Source organism: Mesonia sp. HuA40, from assembly GCF_008017835.1.
Classification (GTDB): Bacteria; Bacteroidota; Bacteroidia; order Flavobacteriales; family Flavobacteriaceae; genus Mesonia.
The window spans coordinates 42,859-60,194 of record NZ_VRLT01000005.1 but is presented as its reverse complement, the minus strand read 5'-3'; the positions used below and the strand labels follow the sequence as shown (position 1 = coordinate 60,194).

At 36.5% G+C, this 17,336-nt stretch carries 15 protein-coding genes; 12 read left to right on the top strand and 3 right to left on the bottom strand.

All coding sequences use genetic code 11. The features are described from left to right. Window positions 1-4: 4 nt before the first annotated feature. Entirely contained in the window at window positions 5-1,627 is a 1,623-nt protein-coding gene (locus tag FT993_RS00430; RefSeq protein WP_147860572.1) for an amidohydrolase, read from the top strand. A 9-nt stretch (window positions 1,628-1,636) separates the two neighbouring features. On the opposite strand, the gene FT993_RS00425 is transcribed toward FT993_RS00430, so the two are convergent. Then, complete coding sequence (locus FT993_RS00425) at window positions 1,637-2,362, bottom strand: bifunctional 2-polyprenyl-6-hydroxyphenol methylase/3-demethylubiquinol 3-O-methyltransferase UbiG (RefSeq protein ID WP_147860571.1); 726 nt, start codon at window positions 2,360-2,362, stop codon at window positions 1,637-1,639. Window positions 2,363-2,380: 18 nt separating this feature from the next. Here FT993_RS00425 and FT993_RS00420 point away from each other — a divergent pair, with 18 nt between their 5' ends. Next, entirely contained in the window at window positions 2,381-2,875 is a 495-nt protein-coding gene (locus FT993_RS00420) for a YkgJ family cysteine cluster protein (RefSeq protein ID WP_147860570.1), read from the top strand. A gap of 163 nt (window positions 2,876-3,038) precedes the next feature. Here FT993_RS00420 and FT993_RS00415 read toward each other — a convergent pair whose 3' ends face one another. Next, the gene (locus FT993_RS00415) at window positions 3,039-4,265 is read right to left on the bottom strand and encodes an exo-beta-N-acetylmuramidase NamZ domain-containing protein (RefSeq protein ID WP_147860569.1); all 1,227 of its coding nucleotides are present in this window, start codon (window positions 4,263-4,265) and stop codon (window positions 3,039-3,041) included. 9 nt (window positions 4,266-4,274) lie between these two features. Between FT993_RS00415 and FT993_RS00410 the strand changes: the two genes are divergently transcribed. The 3 genes from FT993_RS00410 (at window position 4,275) to FT993_RS00400 (ending at window position 8,798) form a co-directional block, all read left to right on the top strand. Then, window positions 4,275-5,516, top strand: a complete 1,242-nt coding sequence (locus FT993_RS00410; RefSeq protein ID WP_147860568.1) for an FtsX-like permease family protein — start codon at window positions 4,275-4,277, stop codon at window positions 5,514-5,516. Between the two features lie 139 nt (window positions 5,517-5,655). Next, the gene (locus FT993_RS00405) at window positions 5,656-6,636 is read left to right on the top strand and encodes a PLP-dependent cysteine synthase family protein (RefSeq protein ID WP_147860567.1); all 981 of its coding nucleotides are present in this window, start codon (window positions 5,656-5,658) and stop codon (window positions 6,634-6,636) included. A 65-nt stretch (window positions 6,637-6,701) separates the two neighbouring features. Next, on the top strand, window positions 6,702-8,798 hold the full coding sequence (locus FT993_RS00400; RefSeq protein WP_147860566.1) for an alanine/glycine:cation symporter family protein: 2,097 nt from the start codon (window positions 6,702-6,704) through the stop codon (window positions 8,796-8,798). A gap of 11 nt (window positions 8,799-8,809) precedes the next feature. Here the strand turns inward: FT993_RS00400 and FT993_RS00395 are convergent, their stop codons facing one another. Next, window positions 8,810-9,223, bottom strand: coding sequence for a hypothetical protein (locus FT993_RS00395; RefSeq protein WP_147860565.1), 414 nt, complete (start codon window positions 9,221-9,223; stop codon window positions 8,810-8,812). A 264-nt stretch (window positions 9,224-9,487) separates the two neighbouring features. Between FT993_RS00395 and FT993_RS00390 the strand changes: the two genes are divergently transcribed. The 7 genes from FT993_RS00390 (at window position 9,488) to FT993_RS00360 (ending at window position 17,281) form a co-directional block, all read left to right on the top strand. After that, window positions 9,488-10,759: a DUF2851 family protein gene (locus tag FT993_RS00390; RefSeq protein ID WP_147860564.1), complete on the top strand. Its 1,272-nt coding sequence runs from the start codon at window positions 9,488-9,490 to the stop codon at window positions 10,757-10,759. 4 nt (window positions 10,760-10,763) lie between these two features. Beyond that, on the top strand, window positions 10,764-10,994 hold the full coding sequence (locus FT993_RS00385) for a PspC domain-containing protein (protein WP_147860563.1): 231 nt from the start codon (window positions 10,764-10,766) through the stop codon (window positions 10,992-10,994). A gap of 3 nt (window positions 10,995-10,997) precedes the next feature. Then, the gene (locus FT993_RS00380) at window positions 10,998-12,029 is read left to right on the top strand and encodes a TrkA family potassium uptake protein (RefSeq protein ID WP_147860562.1); all 1,032 of its coding nucleotides are present in this window, start codon (window positions 10,998-11,000) and stop codon (window positions 12,027-12,029) included. Window positions 12,030-12,123: 94 nt separating this feature from the next. Next, the gene (locus tag FT993_RS00375) at window positions 12,124-14,217 is read left to right on the top strand and encodes an amino acid carrier protein (protein WP_147860561.1); all 2,094 of its coding nucleotides are present in this window, start codon (window positions 12,124-12,126) and stop codon (window positions 14,215-14,217) included. Between the two features lie 11 nt (window positions 14,218-14,228). Continuing rightward, window positions 14,229-15,098: a helix-hairpin-helix domain-containing protein gene (locus tag FT993_RS00370; protein WP_147860560.1), complete on the top strand. Its 870-nt coding sequence runs from the start codon at window positions 14,229-14,231 to the stop codon at window positions 15,096-15,098. Window positions 15,099-15,140: 42 nt separating this feature from the next. Beyond that, a complete protein-coding gene (locus tag FT993_RS00365) occupies window positions 15,141-16,298 on the top strand; it encodes an acyl-CoA dehydrogenase family protein (RefSeq protein WP_147860559.1) in 1,158 nt (385 codons plus the stop codon). 89 nt (window positions 16,299-16,387) lie between these two features. Continuing rightward, window positions 16,388-17,281, top strand: a complete 894-nt coding sequence (locus tag FT993_RS00360) for a tyrosine-type recombinase/integrase (protein WP_147860558.1) — start codon at window positions 16,388-16,390, stop codon at window positions 17,279-17,281. Window positions 17,282-17,336: the final 55 nt, after the last annotated feature.

The following is a 17,336-nucleotide window of genomic DNA, read 5'->3' as shown; positions in this document are numbered from 1 at the left end:
ACGTATGAAGAATATACTGTTTAGTTGCTGCATGCTTATACTTTTTAGCGCCTGTCAACAGCGCGAAGAGGTTGATTTAATAGTAAGCAATGCCAAAGTTTATACCGTGAATGATTCATTTGATGTGGTGAAGGGTTTTGCTGTTAAAGACGGAAAGATAGTGGCCTTGGGAAATTACGAAGATTTGCATTTGCGTTATAAACCCAAGCAATCTTATGATGCCAAAGGCAAAGCCATCTATCCTGGCTTTATTGACGCACATGCTCATTTTTATAACTTAGGAATGCAGCAGCAAAGGGTAGAGCTAACCGGTACCAAGAGTTTTGATGAGGTTTTAGAAAAGTTAAAAGCTTTTCAAGAGCAAGAACAACGCCGGTTTATTGTAGGAAGGGGTTGGGATCAAAACGATTGGCCCAATAAGGAATTTCCTACAAACAAAGCTTTAGATGACTTGTTTCCTGACACGCCAGTGGTGCTTACACGCATAGATGGGCACGCGCTTTTGGCCAATACAAAAGCCTTGCAATTGGCCAATCTTAATAACGATACCGAAATATCAGGTGGGCAATTATTAAAGCACCAAGGAGAATTAACAGGAGTGTTGATAGATAATGCCATGCAGCCGGTGCAAGCTATTATTCCAGAGTCTACGCGTGCTAACCAAATTGATGCTTTGCTAGCAGCACAAAAGATAGCTTTTGAAAACGGTTTAACCAGTATAGCCGATGCAGGATTAAACAAAGATAAAATAGAATTGATTGATAGTTTGCAACAGGCAGAGGTGCTAAAAGTTAGACTGTATGCTATGCTAGCCAATAATGCAGAGGAGATTGATTATTTTATAGCACGAGGGCCACTAAAAACCGATTTTTTAAACCTTAGATCTGTAAAGGTTTTTGCCGATGGCGCTTTGGGTTCTCGAGGGGCTGTGCTAAAACAGCCTTACTCCGATAAAAAAGGACATTATGGAAGTATGCTTATTGGTATAGACGATTTTAAAGCACTAGCCCAAAAACTTTCTCAATCTTCTTGGCAAATGAATACCCATGCCATAGGAGATTCTGCAAATGCCGTGGTGTTGCGCACTTACAAAAATCTTTTAAAAGAAAAACCCAACAGAAGGTGGAGAGTTGAGCACGCGCAGGTGGTAGCTCCCCAAGATTTTAATTATTTTGATAAAAATATCATTCCGTCTGTACAGCCCACCCACGCAACAAGCGATATGTATTGGGCAAAAGATAGGCTAGGTGAAAAGCGATTGCAAAATGCTTATGCCTATAAGAAACTTTTAGAGGCCGCGGGATTGGTAGCTTTAGGAACCGATTTTCCTATAGAGCAAGTAAACCCCATACTTACTTTTTATGCGGCTGTAGCTCGAAAAGACTTGGATAACTATCCGGCCAACGGATTTCAAAAAACCCAAGCTTTGTCGAGAGAAGAAGCATTAAAAGGAATGACCATTTGGGCAGCCTATGCTAATTTTGAAGAACAAGAAAAAGGCAGTATTGCCGTGGGAAAATTTGCCGATTTTGTTGTGGTAAACCAAGATTTGATGAAAGTGAATGAGCAGCAGTTGCCGCTTACCCGTGTTTTGGCAACTTATGTAAATGGCGAAAAAGTATATTAAATGCCAGTATTAATTATTATAAGTAATTTGTGCTAAGTAATCATAGTGCTCGCCCGCAACCAATTGTTTACACGAAAATCCTTGAGCCGAAGCAGCTAATTTTAATTTTTCAAAATCGATATAAAGCCAGTCAAACCACTGGCTTTTTTGTTCTTTATATTGTATTTGATATTGAACCTCTCCATAATAGTTTTGTGAGGTTATTTTTGATAGGGATTCGTCTTCTTCTTCATATAAGTACCGCAAATCTGAAGAGTCGATTAACAATTGTCCACCAGGTTTTAAAATCATTTTAAGCTGTTTAAAAAAAGAATCCAATTGATTGAGTTTCCCTATAATACCACTACCGTTCATAAGCATCAGGATAGTGTCAAATTGTTCTTCAACCTCAAAAAAGCTTTTTACTTGAGCATCCTTAATTCCGCGTAAGCGACATACTTCTATAGCTTTAGCAGAAATGTCTATGGCGGTAACTTCTAATCCCTTTTGCTGCAAATACAAGGAGTGACTGCCCGCGCAGCAACCAACATCAAGACAATGACCAAAACTGTTTTTAAGCGCTTTTTGCTCTATAATTAGCATATCCTCGAAAGCTCTAAAAAGATAGGCGGTGGGAATTTCATCTTCATCGAAATCTTCTTGCCAAACGCGAATTGATTCGGCTTGACCGTTAGTAAAATAATCGTGAACGGCTTCTCCAAAAATATCGGGATTATAGGTTTTATCTTGTTTCATTTCATTTACTTTTGTGGTATGGAAGATTTGCTGAAAAACCTACCCAAAAACGCCAAAGATAAGCATAAGCAGAACAAAAAGTTTTTTGCTAAGCTTAAAAAAAAGCCCCCCAAACAGCTTGATGTCTTGATGCAAGATTTACACGAGGAAGAATTTGCTAAAGATTATTGTTTAGATTGTGCTAACTGCTGTAAAACTACCGGACCGCTTTTCACCGATAAAGATATAAATCGGATTTCGAAATTCTTGAGAATGAAACCAGCTAATTTTATAGCTACCTATTTGCGTATTGATGAAGATCAAGATTATGTTTTGCAGCAGGTGCCTTGTGCTTTTCTGGCCGAAGATAACACGTGTTTGATTTATGAAGTGCGCCCAAAGGCTTGCGCCGAATTTCCGCACACCGACAGAAAAAAATTTCATCAAATTTCTAATTTAACACTTAAAAATGTGGCTATCTGTCCGGCCGCTTATGCAATTGTTGAGGCGATGAAAGAGAAAATTAAAGTTTAAATAGAATAATTTGTTCGCCAAGATAGCATAGAGCTTTATTGTGGCCTGGACCGAACTTATTTACAATAGAACGAGTGTTTTTCATCAAAAAGTATCAACGCGAGATGACTATAAAGATTTATAGAATTTAATAGTTTTACAGTTACCCATAATTACACCCAAGCTATTCGTAAATCAAATAATTAGCTCTCATTTTCTTGAATTCTTCAAGTGCAGGTTTCCAAGTTTTGCGAATGGCTTCTGGGCTTAAACCTGTTTCGATTTGAGATTGTAATTTTGTAGTGCCCGCTAACTTGGTGAAAAAAGAGTTAAAGAATTTACTTTTATCGGCAGTATTTTCATAGGCCTCTATTAACCAATTCAATTGTATTTTATTTAGGGGTGTAATAGTTGATAAGTTTTTTCCGTAGCACAATTGGCCTTTGTGTTTTGGATTTTTGGCCCCTTCATTAGCTTTGGGGGTATAGGAATAATCAAAATAGTTTTTGGATAAAAAAGGTGAACCAAAAACTTGGAATTGCAAGGCGGTACCACGCCCTGCATTCACCTGAGTGCCTTCAAAAAAACAAAGACTAGGGTATAGTTTTATAGCCTGAGCGTTGGGGAGGTTTGGCGAAGGTTTTATAGGTAGTGTATATGAGTCTTGGCGCTTGTAATTTTTTACTGGAATAACTTTCAATTCGGGTTTTACGCCTTTTTCGAGCCAATTTTGGCCTATAATCATTTGGGCATATTCGCCTATACTCATACCGTGAACAACAGGTATAGGATGCATCCCAACAAAACTTTTATGTTGTAGTTCTAAAACGGGACCGTCTACATAAGCGCCATTGGGATTTGGCCTATCGAGAACCAGAACAGCAATATTATTTTCGGCTGCAGCCTCTAATACATAATGCAAAGTTGAAATATAAGTGTAAAACCGTGTGCCTACATCTTGTATATCAAAAATGAGTAAATCTATACCTTCTAGTTGAGCTAGAGTGGGTTTTTTGTTTTTTCCATATAGGGAAATGATGGGTAGTCCCGTTTTTGTATCAATACCGTTTTTTACTTGCTCACCTGCATCTGCCTTACCTCTAAAACCATGCTCGGGTGAGAAAACACGAACAATATTAAAATTATGTGCCAATAAGCTATCGACCAAATGATTATACGCTCCGTTTTCCTTAAATATAACCGAGGTCTGATTCCCTACTATACCGATACGTTTACCTTTAAGTTGATTAAAATAAGCCTGAGTTTGGTTGGCGCCTACCACTAAAGTTTTTGAGGGTGAAGCCGGGCGCTCGGAATTGTTGGTTTGTTTTTCTGAATTTGTTTGAGCCTGACAAGAAACCAGACCTAAAACCGCAAGAAAAAGTGTATTTTTGACCAATTGAAAAAACATAAGCTAAAATTGAATTTCGAATTTTTTATAAGTAAGCGCCTTATCGGTGCTAAAGATTATAAAAGTAGTATATCTGCACCAATTATTAAAATAGCGGTTACTGCAATTGCAGTAGGAGTGGTTATGATGTTGGTTGCCGTGGCTACAGGTGTGGGGCTACAGCAAAAGATCCGCGATAAAATAGCGGCATTTAATGGGCATGTTAAAATAAGCAGTATTAATAATACAGACGCACAGATTTCGGTTATTCCTATCGATAAGCATCAAGAATTTTACCCCGATTTTAATCAAATTGATGGTATAAAACACATTCAGGCAGTAGCTACCAAATATGGGGTCATACGTACCGCCGAAACTTTTGAAGGAATTGTAGTCAAAGGGGTAGGTCAAGATTATAACTGGACGTATTTTGAAGAGTATTTGGTGTCTGGAAGATTGCCCCAATATAAAGCAAACGCACCCAATAGTAAAGAAATTCTAATCTCTTCTTATCTTGCCAAGCGATTGAAATTTGAGTTAGATGATCAAGTGGTGGTCTATTTTATGAATGATGAAAATCAAAAACGCCCTCGCTTAGTGGCGTTTGAAGTGGTAGGAATATACAATTCTGGCTTTCAGGAATTTGACGAAACTTTTTTACTAGCCGATATTACCCAAATACAACGTTTAAATAAATGGGATGCTAATCAAATTGGTTATTTTGAGGTGTTTGTAGATAACTTTAAAGAGCTTCCCCAAAAGGGAAGAGCAATTTATGAACACATTAGTTCTTTCTTAGATGCCGTTAGCATTCAGCAAGAATATGCTTCAATTTTTGAGTGGTTGGCCTTATTCGATTTTAATATCGGACTTATTATTGGAATTATGATTTTGGTTTCAGGCATTAATATGATAACAGCTTTACTGGTACTCATACTAGAAAGAACCCCCATGATTGGAATGCTTAAGGCCTTGGGCGCAACAGATTGGAGTATCCGTAAAATATTCCTTTATAACGCCGCCTATTTAATACTAAAGGGTTTATTTTGGGGTAATGTAATTGGTATTGGTTTGTTGGTTATTCAAAAACATTTTAAGCTGATTGCCCTCAACCCAGAAACCTATTATGTTACCGAAGCACCTGTATTTCTAAATTGGAATTACGTAGTACTAATAAATTTTGGTACACTTTTACTTTGTTTATTTATGCTTTTAATACCTAGTATATTAATTGCGAGAATAAACCCGGTGAAGGCGATAAAGTTCGACTGATTTTTGCCTCTCGCTTAAAGCGGATTTTAATTATCAAATTCTTATACTTATAAGATTTTAAACCTATTTTGTTAAGCATTTATTAGAATTTTATTACTCGTAATATGTTTCTTATCTTTGCAGCCGAAAAAATTGCACGATGGATTATAAAAACAATATATTAGAAACCATAGGAAATACCCCACTGGTTAAAATAAATAAATTAGCTGCCGATATTCCTGCTTTGGTTTTGGCAAAGTATGAAACTTTTAATCCGGGTAACTCGGTAAAAGACCGTATGGCGGTGAAAATGATTGAAGATGCCGAAAAAGAGGGAAAGATAAAACCAGGAGGAACAATAATCGAAGGTACTTCGGGAAATACTGGTATGGGGCTAGCCCTCGCTGCAATTGTGAAAGGTTACAAAATGGTTTGTGTAATTGCAGATAAACAAAGCAAAGAAAAAATAGATATTTTACGCGCCGTGGGTAGTGAGGTGGTTGTTTGCCCCACCGATGTAGAACCAGACGATCCTCGTTCTTATTATTCTACTTCTAAGCGTTTAGCCGAAGAGACTCCCAATTCGTGGTATGTAAACCAATATGACAACCCCAGTAATGCCAAAGCACATTATGAAAGCACCGGGCCAGAAATTTGGAAACAAACCGAGGGTAAGGTTACGCATTTTGTAGTAGGAGTGGGTACGGGAGGTACTATTTCTGGTGTAGGTAAATACCTTAAAGAACAAAACCCCGATGTTAAGGTATGGGGTATAGATACCTATGGTAGTGTTTTTAAAAAATACCATGAGACTGGTATATTTGATGAAAAGGAAATCTACCCGTATGTTACCGAAGGAATTGGCGAGGATATTTTACCTAAAAATGTAGACTTTTCAATTATTGATGGTTTTACCAAAGTAACCGACAAAGATGCTGCAGTATATACCCAAAAACTAGCTAAAGAAGAAGGCATGTTTTTAGGAAATTCTGCAGGTGCTGCTATGAAAGGCTTGTTACAGTTAAAAAAACATTTTACCAAGGATGATGTGGTGGTGGTATTATTTCACGACCATGGAAGTCGCTATGTAGGTAAAATGTTTAATGATGATTGGATGAAAGCCCAAGGTTTCCTAGACTAAAAAATTAAAATAAAACAAAAATTCCTGCCAAAAGCAGGATTTTTTTATTAAATAAATTACAGCCAATGAATAAATATTTGTATTGCATATTAGTATTATTTCTCAGTTTAAATCCGCTTTTAGCTCAAGATCAATTAAATCAGGGTAAGAGTCTGTTGGTAGAATTAAACCTTAAAAATCCGAGTAGGGAGATTAATGATGCAGTAGCCATGCTACAAGTGAGGGGAGGAGTAGCTCCTTATACGTATTATTGGAGCAATAAAGAAACTTCTACGCAAGCCACTAAATCTACCGGACTAATTGAAGGTATGTCTCATCACGTTCGTGTAGAAGATAGTCAAGGAAATGAAGTTACCAAAACCTTTAAAATCCCGGCCCAATCGATTACCGAAATTTTTAACAGCAAGGTACAACCTGCCGTTGATGTACTGGCGAGTATCCTATTTTGGGATCCTTTTGCCAGTTTGGGCGTTTATGACCCTGTGGTTTACACCCAACATGAGCGTATTGGTATTCCTAAATGGGATGCCACAACGAAGTCTGCCTATACCTTGAAAACTTGGTTGGTAGCCGATGGTGAATCTGTTAAATCCGGAGATAAGATAGCAATTATACAAAGTGATAGCGGTAAAGAAATTCCGGTTTTTGCTAGTGTAAATGGAAGTTTAGAACATAAAGTAGGTGTAGGGGAAGTAATCTACAATCCAGAAAATCAAAAAGATGTGATACAAGCCAATGCGCACATTTTAGCACGTATCGCATTTGAAGAGCCACGACCTTTATTGCATAATAATGGGGAGGTAAGAACCAATACCATTCCGTTTATTGTTATTTGGCTTATTTTAGGAAGTATATTTTTCACCTTTCGTTTGGGGTTCATTAACATCAGTGGTTTTAAGCATTCTATTGATCTAGCAAGAGGTAAATATGACAACCCAGATGCTCCGGGAACTATAACCCACTTTCAAGCCATGGCAACAGCCGTATCGGCTACCGTTGGATTAGGAAATATCGCAGGTGTGGCAGTGGCCATATCTTTGGGAGGCGCTGGGGCAACTTTTTGGATGTTTCTAGCTGGTTTTTTTGCGATGTCACTAAAATTTGTTGAATGTACGCTAGGGGTAAAATACCGATTTATCAATAAAGAGGGGCGTATATTTGGCGGACCTATGAATTACTTGCGTTATGGTTTAGAAAAGAAAAACCTAAAAGGTCTAGGAAAATTCTTAGCAATATTATTTGCTGTACTTGGGGTAGGTGCCTCTTTTGGCGGAGGAAATATGTTGCAATCTAACCAGGCCTTTAAAATAGTATCAGAACAATTACCCTTCTTACAAGGTCACGGCTTTTGGTTTGGTGTCATCTTCGCCCTGCTAATAGGTGCTGTTATTATAGGTGGTATAAACAGTATTGCCCGAGTAACCGGTAGAGTTGTTCCATTTATGGCGGCGGTTTATATTATTGGTTGTTTAATTGTTATTGGTGTGCATATTGAAAATATAGGCGGGGCATTCGCAGCTATTTTTAACGGTGCCTTATCTGCCGATGCGCTCAAAGGCGGATTTATTGGGGTATTGATTATTGGCCTACAACGAGCTGCATTCTCTAGTGAAGCAGGGGTAGGCTCGGCAGCTATTGCCCACAGTGCCTCAAAAACAAATACTCCCATCGCCGATGGCTTTACCTCATTAGTAGAACCATTTATAGATACTATGGTGGTGTGTACTATGACCGCGCTAGTGCTTATCTTTTCGGGAATGCACGAGAGAACAGGTTTAGGCGGGGTAGAGCTAACTTCAGACGCTTTTGGTAGTGTGATATCTTGGTTTCCAGCAGTATTGGCTTTTGCTGTTTTCTTATTTGCTTTTTCGACAATGGTCTCTTGGTCGTATTACGGAATGCGTTCTTGGACCTATCTTTTTGGTAGAAGCAAACAATCTGAACTTGTTTTTAAAGTATTGTTTTTAGTCTTTGTAGTGCTCGGAGCTTCGGTAAGTTTAGGGGCAGTGTTAACTTTTGCCGATATGATGATTTTGGCCATGTCTTTTCCTAATATTATCGGGTTGTATTTATTATCATCGGAGGTTAGAGCAGATTTAAAATTGTATTTAGCCAAACTCAAGAAGGGTGAACTTTACATAAACCCTAAGTTTAGGGAATAATTTTTTCGATTTTAGGTAATCGAGCGGTCTTTGTGTTGAAAAAAAGCGTAAAGACCGCTTCCTAGTAAATAGCAGCCTACATCTAAAAGGTCTGCCGTATAACGGCTGTTTACCTGCGGTAGGTAGCATTCAAAATATAAAGAATAGCCCAAAACCAATACCACGAGCATCAAAATCGTAAAACGAAACGAAGGAAAAACAAACTGCATTACACCTTGAATAATACCTAATACAACAGGCATGCAAAGAATATCCATTAAATAATTATTGAAGACATCAGGTAAACTGTAATGGCTGGCCTTGAGTCCTAAATAGATAAGTGCTATCGCAGTACTTACGATCCATAACCTGCGGGTATAACTCATATTAGTAAAAAAGAAATAAGCCAAGCCAAAAAAGCACCAATGGCCAATACACCACTCCATAAATAAAAACCAACATCACCTAAAAACCTTAGGAAGGCATTTGAGCTTTGTCGTAGGCCATTTTTTTGTTTTGAATTTTCTTTTTTAGGTGGAGTTTCCATGCTGCTTTTGTACCGCTTATTTTTTAGCCTAAAAATACACTTATTTTTAGGCTAAAAAAAATAGCAAAACCTAAATGTTTATAATTTATTAGGTATCTTTAAGCCTATGTTGTTATAAATGAGTGATTAAAAGCTATCGGATAGGTTTTGTTTGTCTTTTGATATGAAAGAAGATTATTTACATTATATATGGAAATTTAAAAAATTTAATTTCCTAGATCTAAAAACCAGTCAGGGTCTTCCCGTTATTGTAAAACATGTAGGCTGGCACAATGAAGACAAAAGCGGTCCCGATTTCTTTGATGCGCGGATTCAAATTGATCACCAATTGTGGGCGGGTAATGTTGAAATTCACTTTAAGGCAAGCGATTGGTTTGCACATCACCATCATACCGATAAAGCTTATGATAATGTTATCTTGCACGTAGTGTGGGAAGAAGATATGCCCGTTTATAGAAGTGATGGTAGCAGTATACCTAGTCTTTGTATGAAGCATTACGTAAATCGAGAAAGCTTAGCGCACTACCAAGAATTATCTAGGCAAAAAAAATTTATCAACTGCGAAAACCTCTTGCCAGATTTTTCAACTTTTATAATCCATAGCTGGCAAGAGAAATTATACGTACGCCGTTTAGAGCAAAAAACAGAGTACATTCAACTTTTATTAAAAAACACCAAAAACGATTGGGAAAAAGTTTTGTTTATTCTCTTTGCAAAAGGCTTTGGTCTTAATGTAAATGGTTCATCTTTTCAAGAGATGGCAGCTAAAATTCCATTTAACCTAGTCCGTAAAACGCAAGAAGTTCAAGTGCTAGAAGCCTTATTTATGGGGGTATGTAGATTATTAGAAAGTGAGAAAGAAGATGTCTATTACCAAAAACTCCAAAAAGAATTTACTTTTCTTCGTCATAAATACCAATTAGAAAGTATTACAAACCCTTTGGCATTTTTTAGATTAAGACCACCTAATTTTCCTACCATTCGGCTAGCTCAGTTAGCTTACTTATATCAGGATTCGGCCAATTTTTTTAATTTACTGATTGAAAAACCCGATATTCAATTATGGAGAGATTTCCTAACTGATATTAAAACCAGCCCGTATTGGGAAACGCATTACAACTTTGATGTTAAATCCAAATCTAGCGTAAAAAAATTATCCTCTTCTTTCATAGATTTATTAATCATTAATGTATTGGTCCCCTTCAGTTTTAGTTATCACAAGGCTCGCGGAAAGGAAGTGATAGATGATTTGTTTAGCGTGATGAGTACGCTTAAAGCGGAAGAAAATTCTAGTGTAAAAAAATTTAAACAATTAAAGCCTGAAATGGTACAAAATGCTTGGCAATCACAATCCTTACTAAGCTTATATCAAGATTACTGTAAAAAACAAAAATGTTTAAATTGTCAAATTGGTGTATCTTTGCTTAACAAATAACCCTATGCTTAACCTTATTTATAAAATTCGCTATTATTTTGAACGCAATGGCTTTTATGTAAGTACTCGCCTAGCCGATAGGTTGGGCATAAAGGTTAAAAGCGTGCGCTTGTTTTTTATTTACCTTTCATTTGCTACTTTAGGAGTTGGCTTTGCTGTTTATTTAACGCTTGCCTTTTGGCTAAAATTAAAGGATTTAATCTATACCAAAAGAAGTTCTGTATTTGATTTGTAAAGTATGCAAAAAATCTCAACCAAAGTACTTATCGCTTTAGTTTTACTCGTTGTGATTGTGATAGGTGGCGTGATAGGTTTTAAGACGCTTGCCGATTACTCGTGGATAGATGCTTTTTATATGACGGTAATTACCGTTACTACAGTGGGTTTTGGTGAGGTAGTACCCTTAACGCCAGACCAAAAATTATTTACTGGAATTTACATCATATTGAGTATATCTATTTTTGGATATGCGATATCAACGGTTATTGAATTTATTCTGAGTGCCAACAATATTGGCACTTTAAAACAAAAACGTATGCAAAAAGAAATTTCAGCGTTTACCAATCATATTATAGTCTGTGGCTATGGCCGAAATGGTAAAGAGGCAGTACAAAAATTGAGTTCAAATAAAATGAATTTTGTTATAATTGAAAATTCTGAAGAACAACTCGATCAAATCCGACAAGAGGGTTTTTATTATATTGCTGGTGACGCCACCCAAGATGAGGTGTTAGAAATGGCAGGTATAGAAAAAGCGAATGTGCTTTTGTGCTCTTTGCCCAGCGATGCCGATAACCTTTTTGTTGTGCTTTCGGCAAGACAACTCAATCAAAACCTTACCATAATAAGCCGGTCTACAGATGAAAGCTCAAATAAAAAGCTAAAATTAGCAGGAGCAGATCAAGTTATTATGCCCGATCGTATTGGTGGTAGTCATATGGCTTCTTTGGTAGTAAACCCAGATTTGATTGAGTTTATGGGAGAATTGGCAAATATTAATGAGAACGAGGAGGTAGAAGATCAAATTCTGGTTAAGAAAATTAATTTCTCTTTATTAGGACGCTCAACGCCTATGAGCATTGCCGAATTAAACCTTAGAAAAGATACGGGATGCAGTATTATAGGGGTTCACGATAAAACCGGCGGATACACAATAAATCCCGAGGCTGATATGAATTTAGACGAGTTTTCACAATTGGTAATTGTGGGAAATATGAATCAAATGCGTAAACTTAAAAGCAAATATCCTAGCCTTAATTTTAAATTATAAACGAGATAACAAGTACTTTTTCTTTAAATAGTAAGCTAAAAATTTAATTTTTTTTTAATATTGCTATCTATTCTATCAAAAAACAAGATATCTTATGAGAAAGTATTTACTTTCGTTTTTATTTTTTTTACTGATTTTTTCAACGTTGCAAGCTCAAGAAGATTTTAATGAGAAAGATATTAAAGTCGTACCAGAGCTAATTAATCCGTCAAATTTAATTAATGACGGAATTATTGAATTGAATGTCACAGGGGGCGTTCCCCCTTACACTTTTAAGTGGAGCGACCAAGGCACTTCGCTAAAATCTAACAAAGCAACTGGTGTTGTTGAGGGTATTGATTATACAGTGGTAATTACAGATGCTGAACAAAACACCCTAACCAAATCTTACCGTATACCTGCCGAGTCAATTACAGAAAACTTTAATGGCGCTTTTAAACCCATTGTAGATAATCTAGCTTCAATTTTATTTTGGGATCCTTTTTCGGCTATAGGCTTATACGATCCTATCGTTTATGCCGATGAAAAAAATGTCCCTATTCCTAATTGGTATTCAGGAATTCAAGACACCTATAAATTAGAGAAGTGGTTGGTAAAAGAAGGAGAACATGTAAATAGAAACCAGGCCATTGCTATAATTAAATCGGAAAAAGACGGAATTATAGAAGTTAAAGCATCTGCAAGTGGAACTTTAACCCATTTGACGTCTGAAGGCAATACCATTTACGATTACCAAAATACTGAAGATGTAATTGAAGCAGGAGCACATTTTTTTGCTAAGATAAAATACGATGAGCCAGTAATATTGACACACCCCAACGGAGACCCTATTACTTTTCCTATTCCCTTTATTGTAGTTTGGTTAATTTTAGGGGCTGCCTTTTTCACTTTAAGAATGGGCTTTATAAACCTAAGAGGGTTTCGCCACGCCTTAGATTTAGCTAAAGGAAAATATGACGATCCCAATGCTCCAGGTAGAATTACCCATTTTCAAGCATTAGCTACAGCGGTTTCGGCAACTGTAGGTTTAGGGAATATTGCTGGTGTAGCAGTGGCAATTTCATTGGGTGGTGCTGGCGCAACCTTTTGGATGATTTTAGCCGGGTTGTTAGGTATGTCTTCTAAATTTGTAGAATGTACTTTGGGTGTAAAATATAGGTTTATCAGTAAAGAAGGAAAGATTTTTGGGGGACCAATGAACTACCTCCGCTACGGATTAGAAAAAAGAAATATGTCTGGTTTAGGTAAATTTTTAGCAGGTTTCTTTGCCGTCTTAGGAGTAGGAGCTTCTTTTGGAGGAGGTAATATGTTTCAAGCCAATCAATCTTTTGAGATCTTATCGGGCCAATTTCAATTTTTAGAGGGACACGGCTTTATCTTCGGACTTGTGGTTGCGGCTTTGGTAGCAGTAGTAATTATTGGAGGTATTTCAAGTATTGCTAAAGTTACCGGTAAGGTGGTTCCTTTTATGGCAGCCATTTATGTTTTGGGAGCCTTAATTGTTATTGGTATAAACATTGAAAATATTGGCCCAGCCTTTAATGCTATTTTTGAAGGCGCATTTAATCCTACGGCACTAAAAGGGGGAATTATCGGGGTGCTTATTGTAGGTTTTCAGAGAGCTGCTTTTTCTAATGAAGCAGGTGTAGGTTCTGCAGCTATTGCCCATAGTGCCGCAAAAACAAATCATCCTCCATCAGAAGGTTTTGTAGCTTTGCTAGAGCCTTTTATCGATACCGTAGTAGTTTGTACGCTTACCGCATTGGTTTTAATTTTTACAGGAATGCACGAAGTTGAAGGAATAGGCGGAGCTCAGCTTACCTCAGAAGCCTTTGCTAGTGTAATATCTTGGTTTCCCTATGTATTGGCGGCCGCGGTATTTTTATTCGCTTTTTCAACAATGATTTCTTGGTCTTATTATGGTATGAGAGCTTGGACTTATTTATTTGGGAAGTCAAACCAGTCAGAATTAATTTATAAATTACTATTTTTATTGTTTGTGGTAGTAGGAGCATCGGTAAGTTTAGGGGCTGTGTTAGATTTTTCAGACATGATGATCTTAGCGATGTCATTCCCTAATATAATCGGGTTGTATATATTATCTGGAGAAGTACGTGATGATTTACGGGAGTATTTGAGAAAATTAAAAGCCGGTGAGTTATTTAAAAAGCAAAAAATTAAAGTGTAAAATAAAAGTCGATGAAAAGCAAATTATCCCATTTTAGGTTCAATAAAAGAGAACAAAATGGGATTTTTGTTTTTATAATCCTTCTAGTTCTTGGCTTTTTTATCATTGCTTTTAAAGAGCATCTATTTGTTGGGGCTAGAACAGTTAGTCTTAAGCAAGATAAAGTGTATGAAGCTCAAATAGATAGTTTAAAACAAAAAGCTGCCGCGGAAAGAGTGGCGTATCAGCAAAAACCATTTAATCCTAATTTTATAAGCGATTACAAAGGATATCTCCTAGGTATGAAGGTAGATGAAATAGAAAGACTTCATGCTTTTAGAGCCAAAGAGCAATGGATTAATTCTGCACAAGAATTTCAAGCGGTAACAAAGGTTTCAGATTCTTTACTTACTGCCATCGCTCCGCTGTTTAAGTTTCCAGATTGGGTGAAGCAGAATCAAATCCGTAAAGCTGCAGAACCAAAGCATCTTAGTTATGCTAATAAAAGTGATTTGAATACTATAACCTTTGAAGAGCTGTTACAAGTTAAAGGTATTGGTGAAGTTTTAGCCAATCGTATAATCAAATACAGAACAAAACTTGGCGGATTTCTTCACGATATTCAACTAAAAGATATTTATGGGTTAAATTATGAAGCCCAGAAAAATTTGCTAGCACAAAGCACGGTAAAAACCCCTCCAGCACACAGCATAAGAGATCTTAATACCATAGAGGTGATTGAACTTTCAGAAATTCCTTACTTTAATTATGAGAGTGCAAGAGATGTAGTGCAATACCGTAAGTTACATCAAAAAATTAAAAATTTTAACGAGTTGGCAAAAATTGAGTCCTTTCCAGCTCATAAATTAGATAGAATACAATTATATTTGAAGATTGATTGAAAAATCAAATAAACAGCAATTGTTAAAAGAAAAAGAAGAAATATGTATTTTACAGAAGAGCACGAACTCTTTAGGCAGAGTTTAAAGGAGTTTTTACAGAAAGAAGTCGTTCCGCATATCGATAAATGGGAAAAATCAGGTACTATAGAGCGTTTTATCTGGAAAAAATTTGGAGAGATGGGATACTTTGGGATTAACTACCCAGAGCAATACGGCGGACTAGATTTAGATCTTTTTTACACCGTTATTTTTCTCGAGGAATTACAAAAAATTAATTCTGGAGGATTTGCAGCTGCAATGTGGGCACACGCCTATCTAGCGATGACTCACTTAGAAAAAGAAGGAGATGCGCGTATAAAAGAAGAATATTTGGCTCCCAGTATTGCTGGAGATAAAATAGGTTGTCTTTGCATTACAGAGCCTTTCGGCGGATCTGACGTAGCCGGTATGAAATCAACCGCAGTTAAAAAAGGAGATAAGTACATTTTGAATGGATCAAAAACCTTTATAACCAATGGTGTTTATTCTGATTATCTTGTGGTAGCTGCCAAAACGACTCCAGAAAAAGGGAATAAAGGAATGAGTATCTTTGTTGTTGATCGTGATACTCCGGGAATTGCAGCTACAAAATTAGATAAATTGGGATGGCGCGCTTCAGACACTGGTGAAATTAGCTTCACAGATGTTGAAATTCCTGCAGAAAATTTAATGGGAGAAGAAGGTAAAGGATTCCCTTATATTATGCAGCATTTTGCTTTAGAAAGATTAATAATGGGAGTAAATGCGCACGCTAGAGCCGAGTTTGCATTAGATTATACCCTGCAGTATATGAGCGAGCGAGAAGCCTTCGGTAAAACCATAAACAAGTTTCAGGCCTTAAGGCATAAAATGGCCGAAATTGCAAGTGAAGTAGAAATGTGCAAAACGTTTAATTATGCTATCACTAAACAACTTGATGAAGGAGCCTATGTTGTTAAAGAGGCCAGTATGTCAAAATTACTTTCAACTAAAATGGCAGATAGCGCTATTTACGACTGCTTACAAATGTTAGGCGGTTATGGTTATATTGAGGATTATCCTTTAGCACGATTGCTTCGCGATTCAAGATTAGGACCTATTGGAGGAGGAACTAGTGAGATTTTAAAAGAGATTATCGCCAAAATGATTATAGATGGTAAAAGTTATAAGCCGGCAACCTAATGTTATTTGGGTTTCTAAAACCAAGAAATAACTACACATTACCTAATAAATCAGGTTAAACTACTATATTTAACCTGATTTTTCTATTTATGGATGCTATTCAAAAATTCCTGGATTACTTAAAGGTTGAGAAAAACTATTCTTCTCATACACTCATGGCTTATAAAAATGATTTGGTTGGTTTTGAGGATTACTTGCAACAGAATAAACCCGACACCAGCATTGTAAAAACCACTTACTCTTCTTGCAGGGCCTGGTTTGTAGAGCTTTCTCAGCAAGGTTTAGAAAATCGTAGTATCAACCGTAAGATTTCTACTTTACGTAGTTTTTATTCTTTTTTGTTAAAAATACGTGAGATAGAGAAAAGCCCTTTAAGCCAACATAAACCTATTAAGGTCAAGAAAAATTTACGTGTACCCTTTTCTAAAGAAGAAATGAAAAGAGTGTTTGATTCTTTGCCCAACAATAGCTTTTCAGCCTCTAGAGATCGTTTGCTTATCGAGTTGCTGTATGCTACAGGTATGCGACGAGGAGAGTTAATGAATTTGCGTTTAGAAAATTTAGACCTAGAACAAATGACGGTTAATGTTTTAGGAAAGCGCAATAAAGAACGACGTATACCATTATTAAATAGATTGGTATTTCCAATTGAAGCATATCTAAATTTTCGTGAAAAACATTTATCACAGTTAAAAAAGGGGAGTTCTTATCTTTTTATTACAGACAAAGGTAATCCAGTTTATGCCAAATGGGTTTACAAGAAAGTCAATCAAATTTTTAGAACTTTTTCTCAAAAAAAGGTTTGTAGTCCGCATATATTACGACATAGTTTTGCTACTCACTTATTAACAGAAGGCGCTAATATACAAGAAATCAAAGAGTTATTAGGTCATTCTAGTTTAGCCTCTACAGAGGTTTATGCAAAAAATGACATTCAAGGTTTGCGCAAAGTTTATCTTTCAGCTCACCCACGTTCTAAATAATTGAAAATTAAGGTATTGAAAAAAAATACAAAAAAAAGTAAAAAAAAGTTTTGCG

Excerpts from the sequence above, each read along its gene's own strand:
- FT993_RS00430 (WP_147860572.1), top strand. The coding sequence starts at position 5 with ATGAAGAATATACTGTTTAGTTGCTGCATGCTTATACTTTTTAGCGCC.
- FT993_RS00425 (WP_147860571.1), bottom strand. The coding sequence starts at position 2,362 with ATGAAACAAGATAAAACCTATAATCCCGATATTTTTGGAGAAGCCGTT.
- FT993_RS00420 (WP_147860570.1), top strand. The coding sequence starts at position 2,381 with ATGGAAGATTTGCTGAAAAACCTACCCAAAAACGCCAAAGATAAGCAT.
- FT993_RS00415 (WP_147860569.1), bottom strand. The coding sequence starts at position 4,265 with ATGTTTTTTCAATTGGTCAAAAATACACTTTTTCTTGCGGTTTTAGGT.
- FT993_RS00405 (WP_147860567.1), top strand. The coding sequence starts at position 5,656 with ATGGATTATAAAAACAATATATTAGAAACCATAGGAAATACCCCACTG.
- FT993_RS00400 (WP_147860566.1), top strand. The coding sequence starts at position 6,702 with ATGAATAAATATTTGTATTGCATATTAGTATTATTTCTCAGTTTAAAT.
- FT993_RS00395 (WP_147860565.1), bottom strand. The coding sequence starts at position 9,223 with ATGGAGTGGTGTATTGGCCATTGGTGCTTTTTTGGCTTGGCTTATTTC.
- FT993_RS00390 (WP_147860564.1), top strand. The coding sequence starts at position 9,488 with ATGAAAGAAGATTATTTACATTATATATGGAAATTTAAAAAATTTAAT.
- FT993_RS00385 (WP_147860563.1), top strand. The coding sequence starts at position 10,764 with ATGCTTAACCTTATTTATAAAATTCGCTATTATTTTGAACGCAATGGC.
- FT993_RS00380 (WP_147860562.1), top strand. The coding sequence starts at position 10,998 with ATGCAAAAAATCTCAACCAAAGTACTTATCGCTTTAGTTTTACTCGTT.
- FT993_RS00375 (WP_147860561.1), top strand. The coding sequence starts at position 12,124 with ATGAGAAAGTATTTACTTTCGTTTTTATTTTTTTTACTGATTTTTTCA.
- FT993_RS00370 (WP_147860560.1), top strand. The coding sequence starts at position 14,229 with ATGAAAAGCAAATTATCCCATTTTAGGTTCAATAAAAGAGAACAAAAT.
- FT993_RS00365 (WP_147860559.1), top strand. The coding sequence starts at position 15,141 with ATGTATTTTACAGAAGAGCACGAACTCTTTAGGCAGAGTTTAAAGGAG.
- FT993_RS00360 (WP_147860558.1), top strand. The coding sequence starts at position 16,388 with ATGGATGCTATTCAAAAATTCCTGGATTACTTAAAGGTTGAGAAAAAC.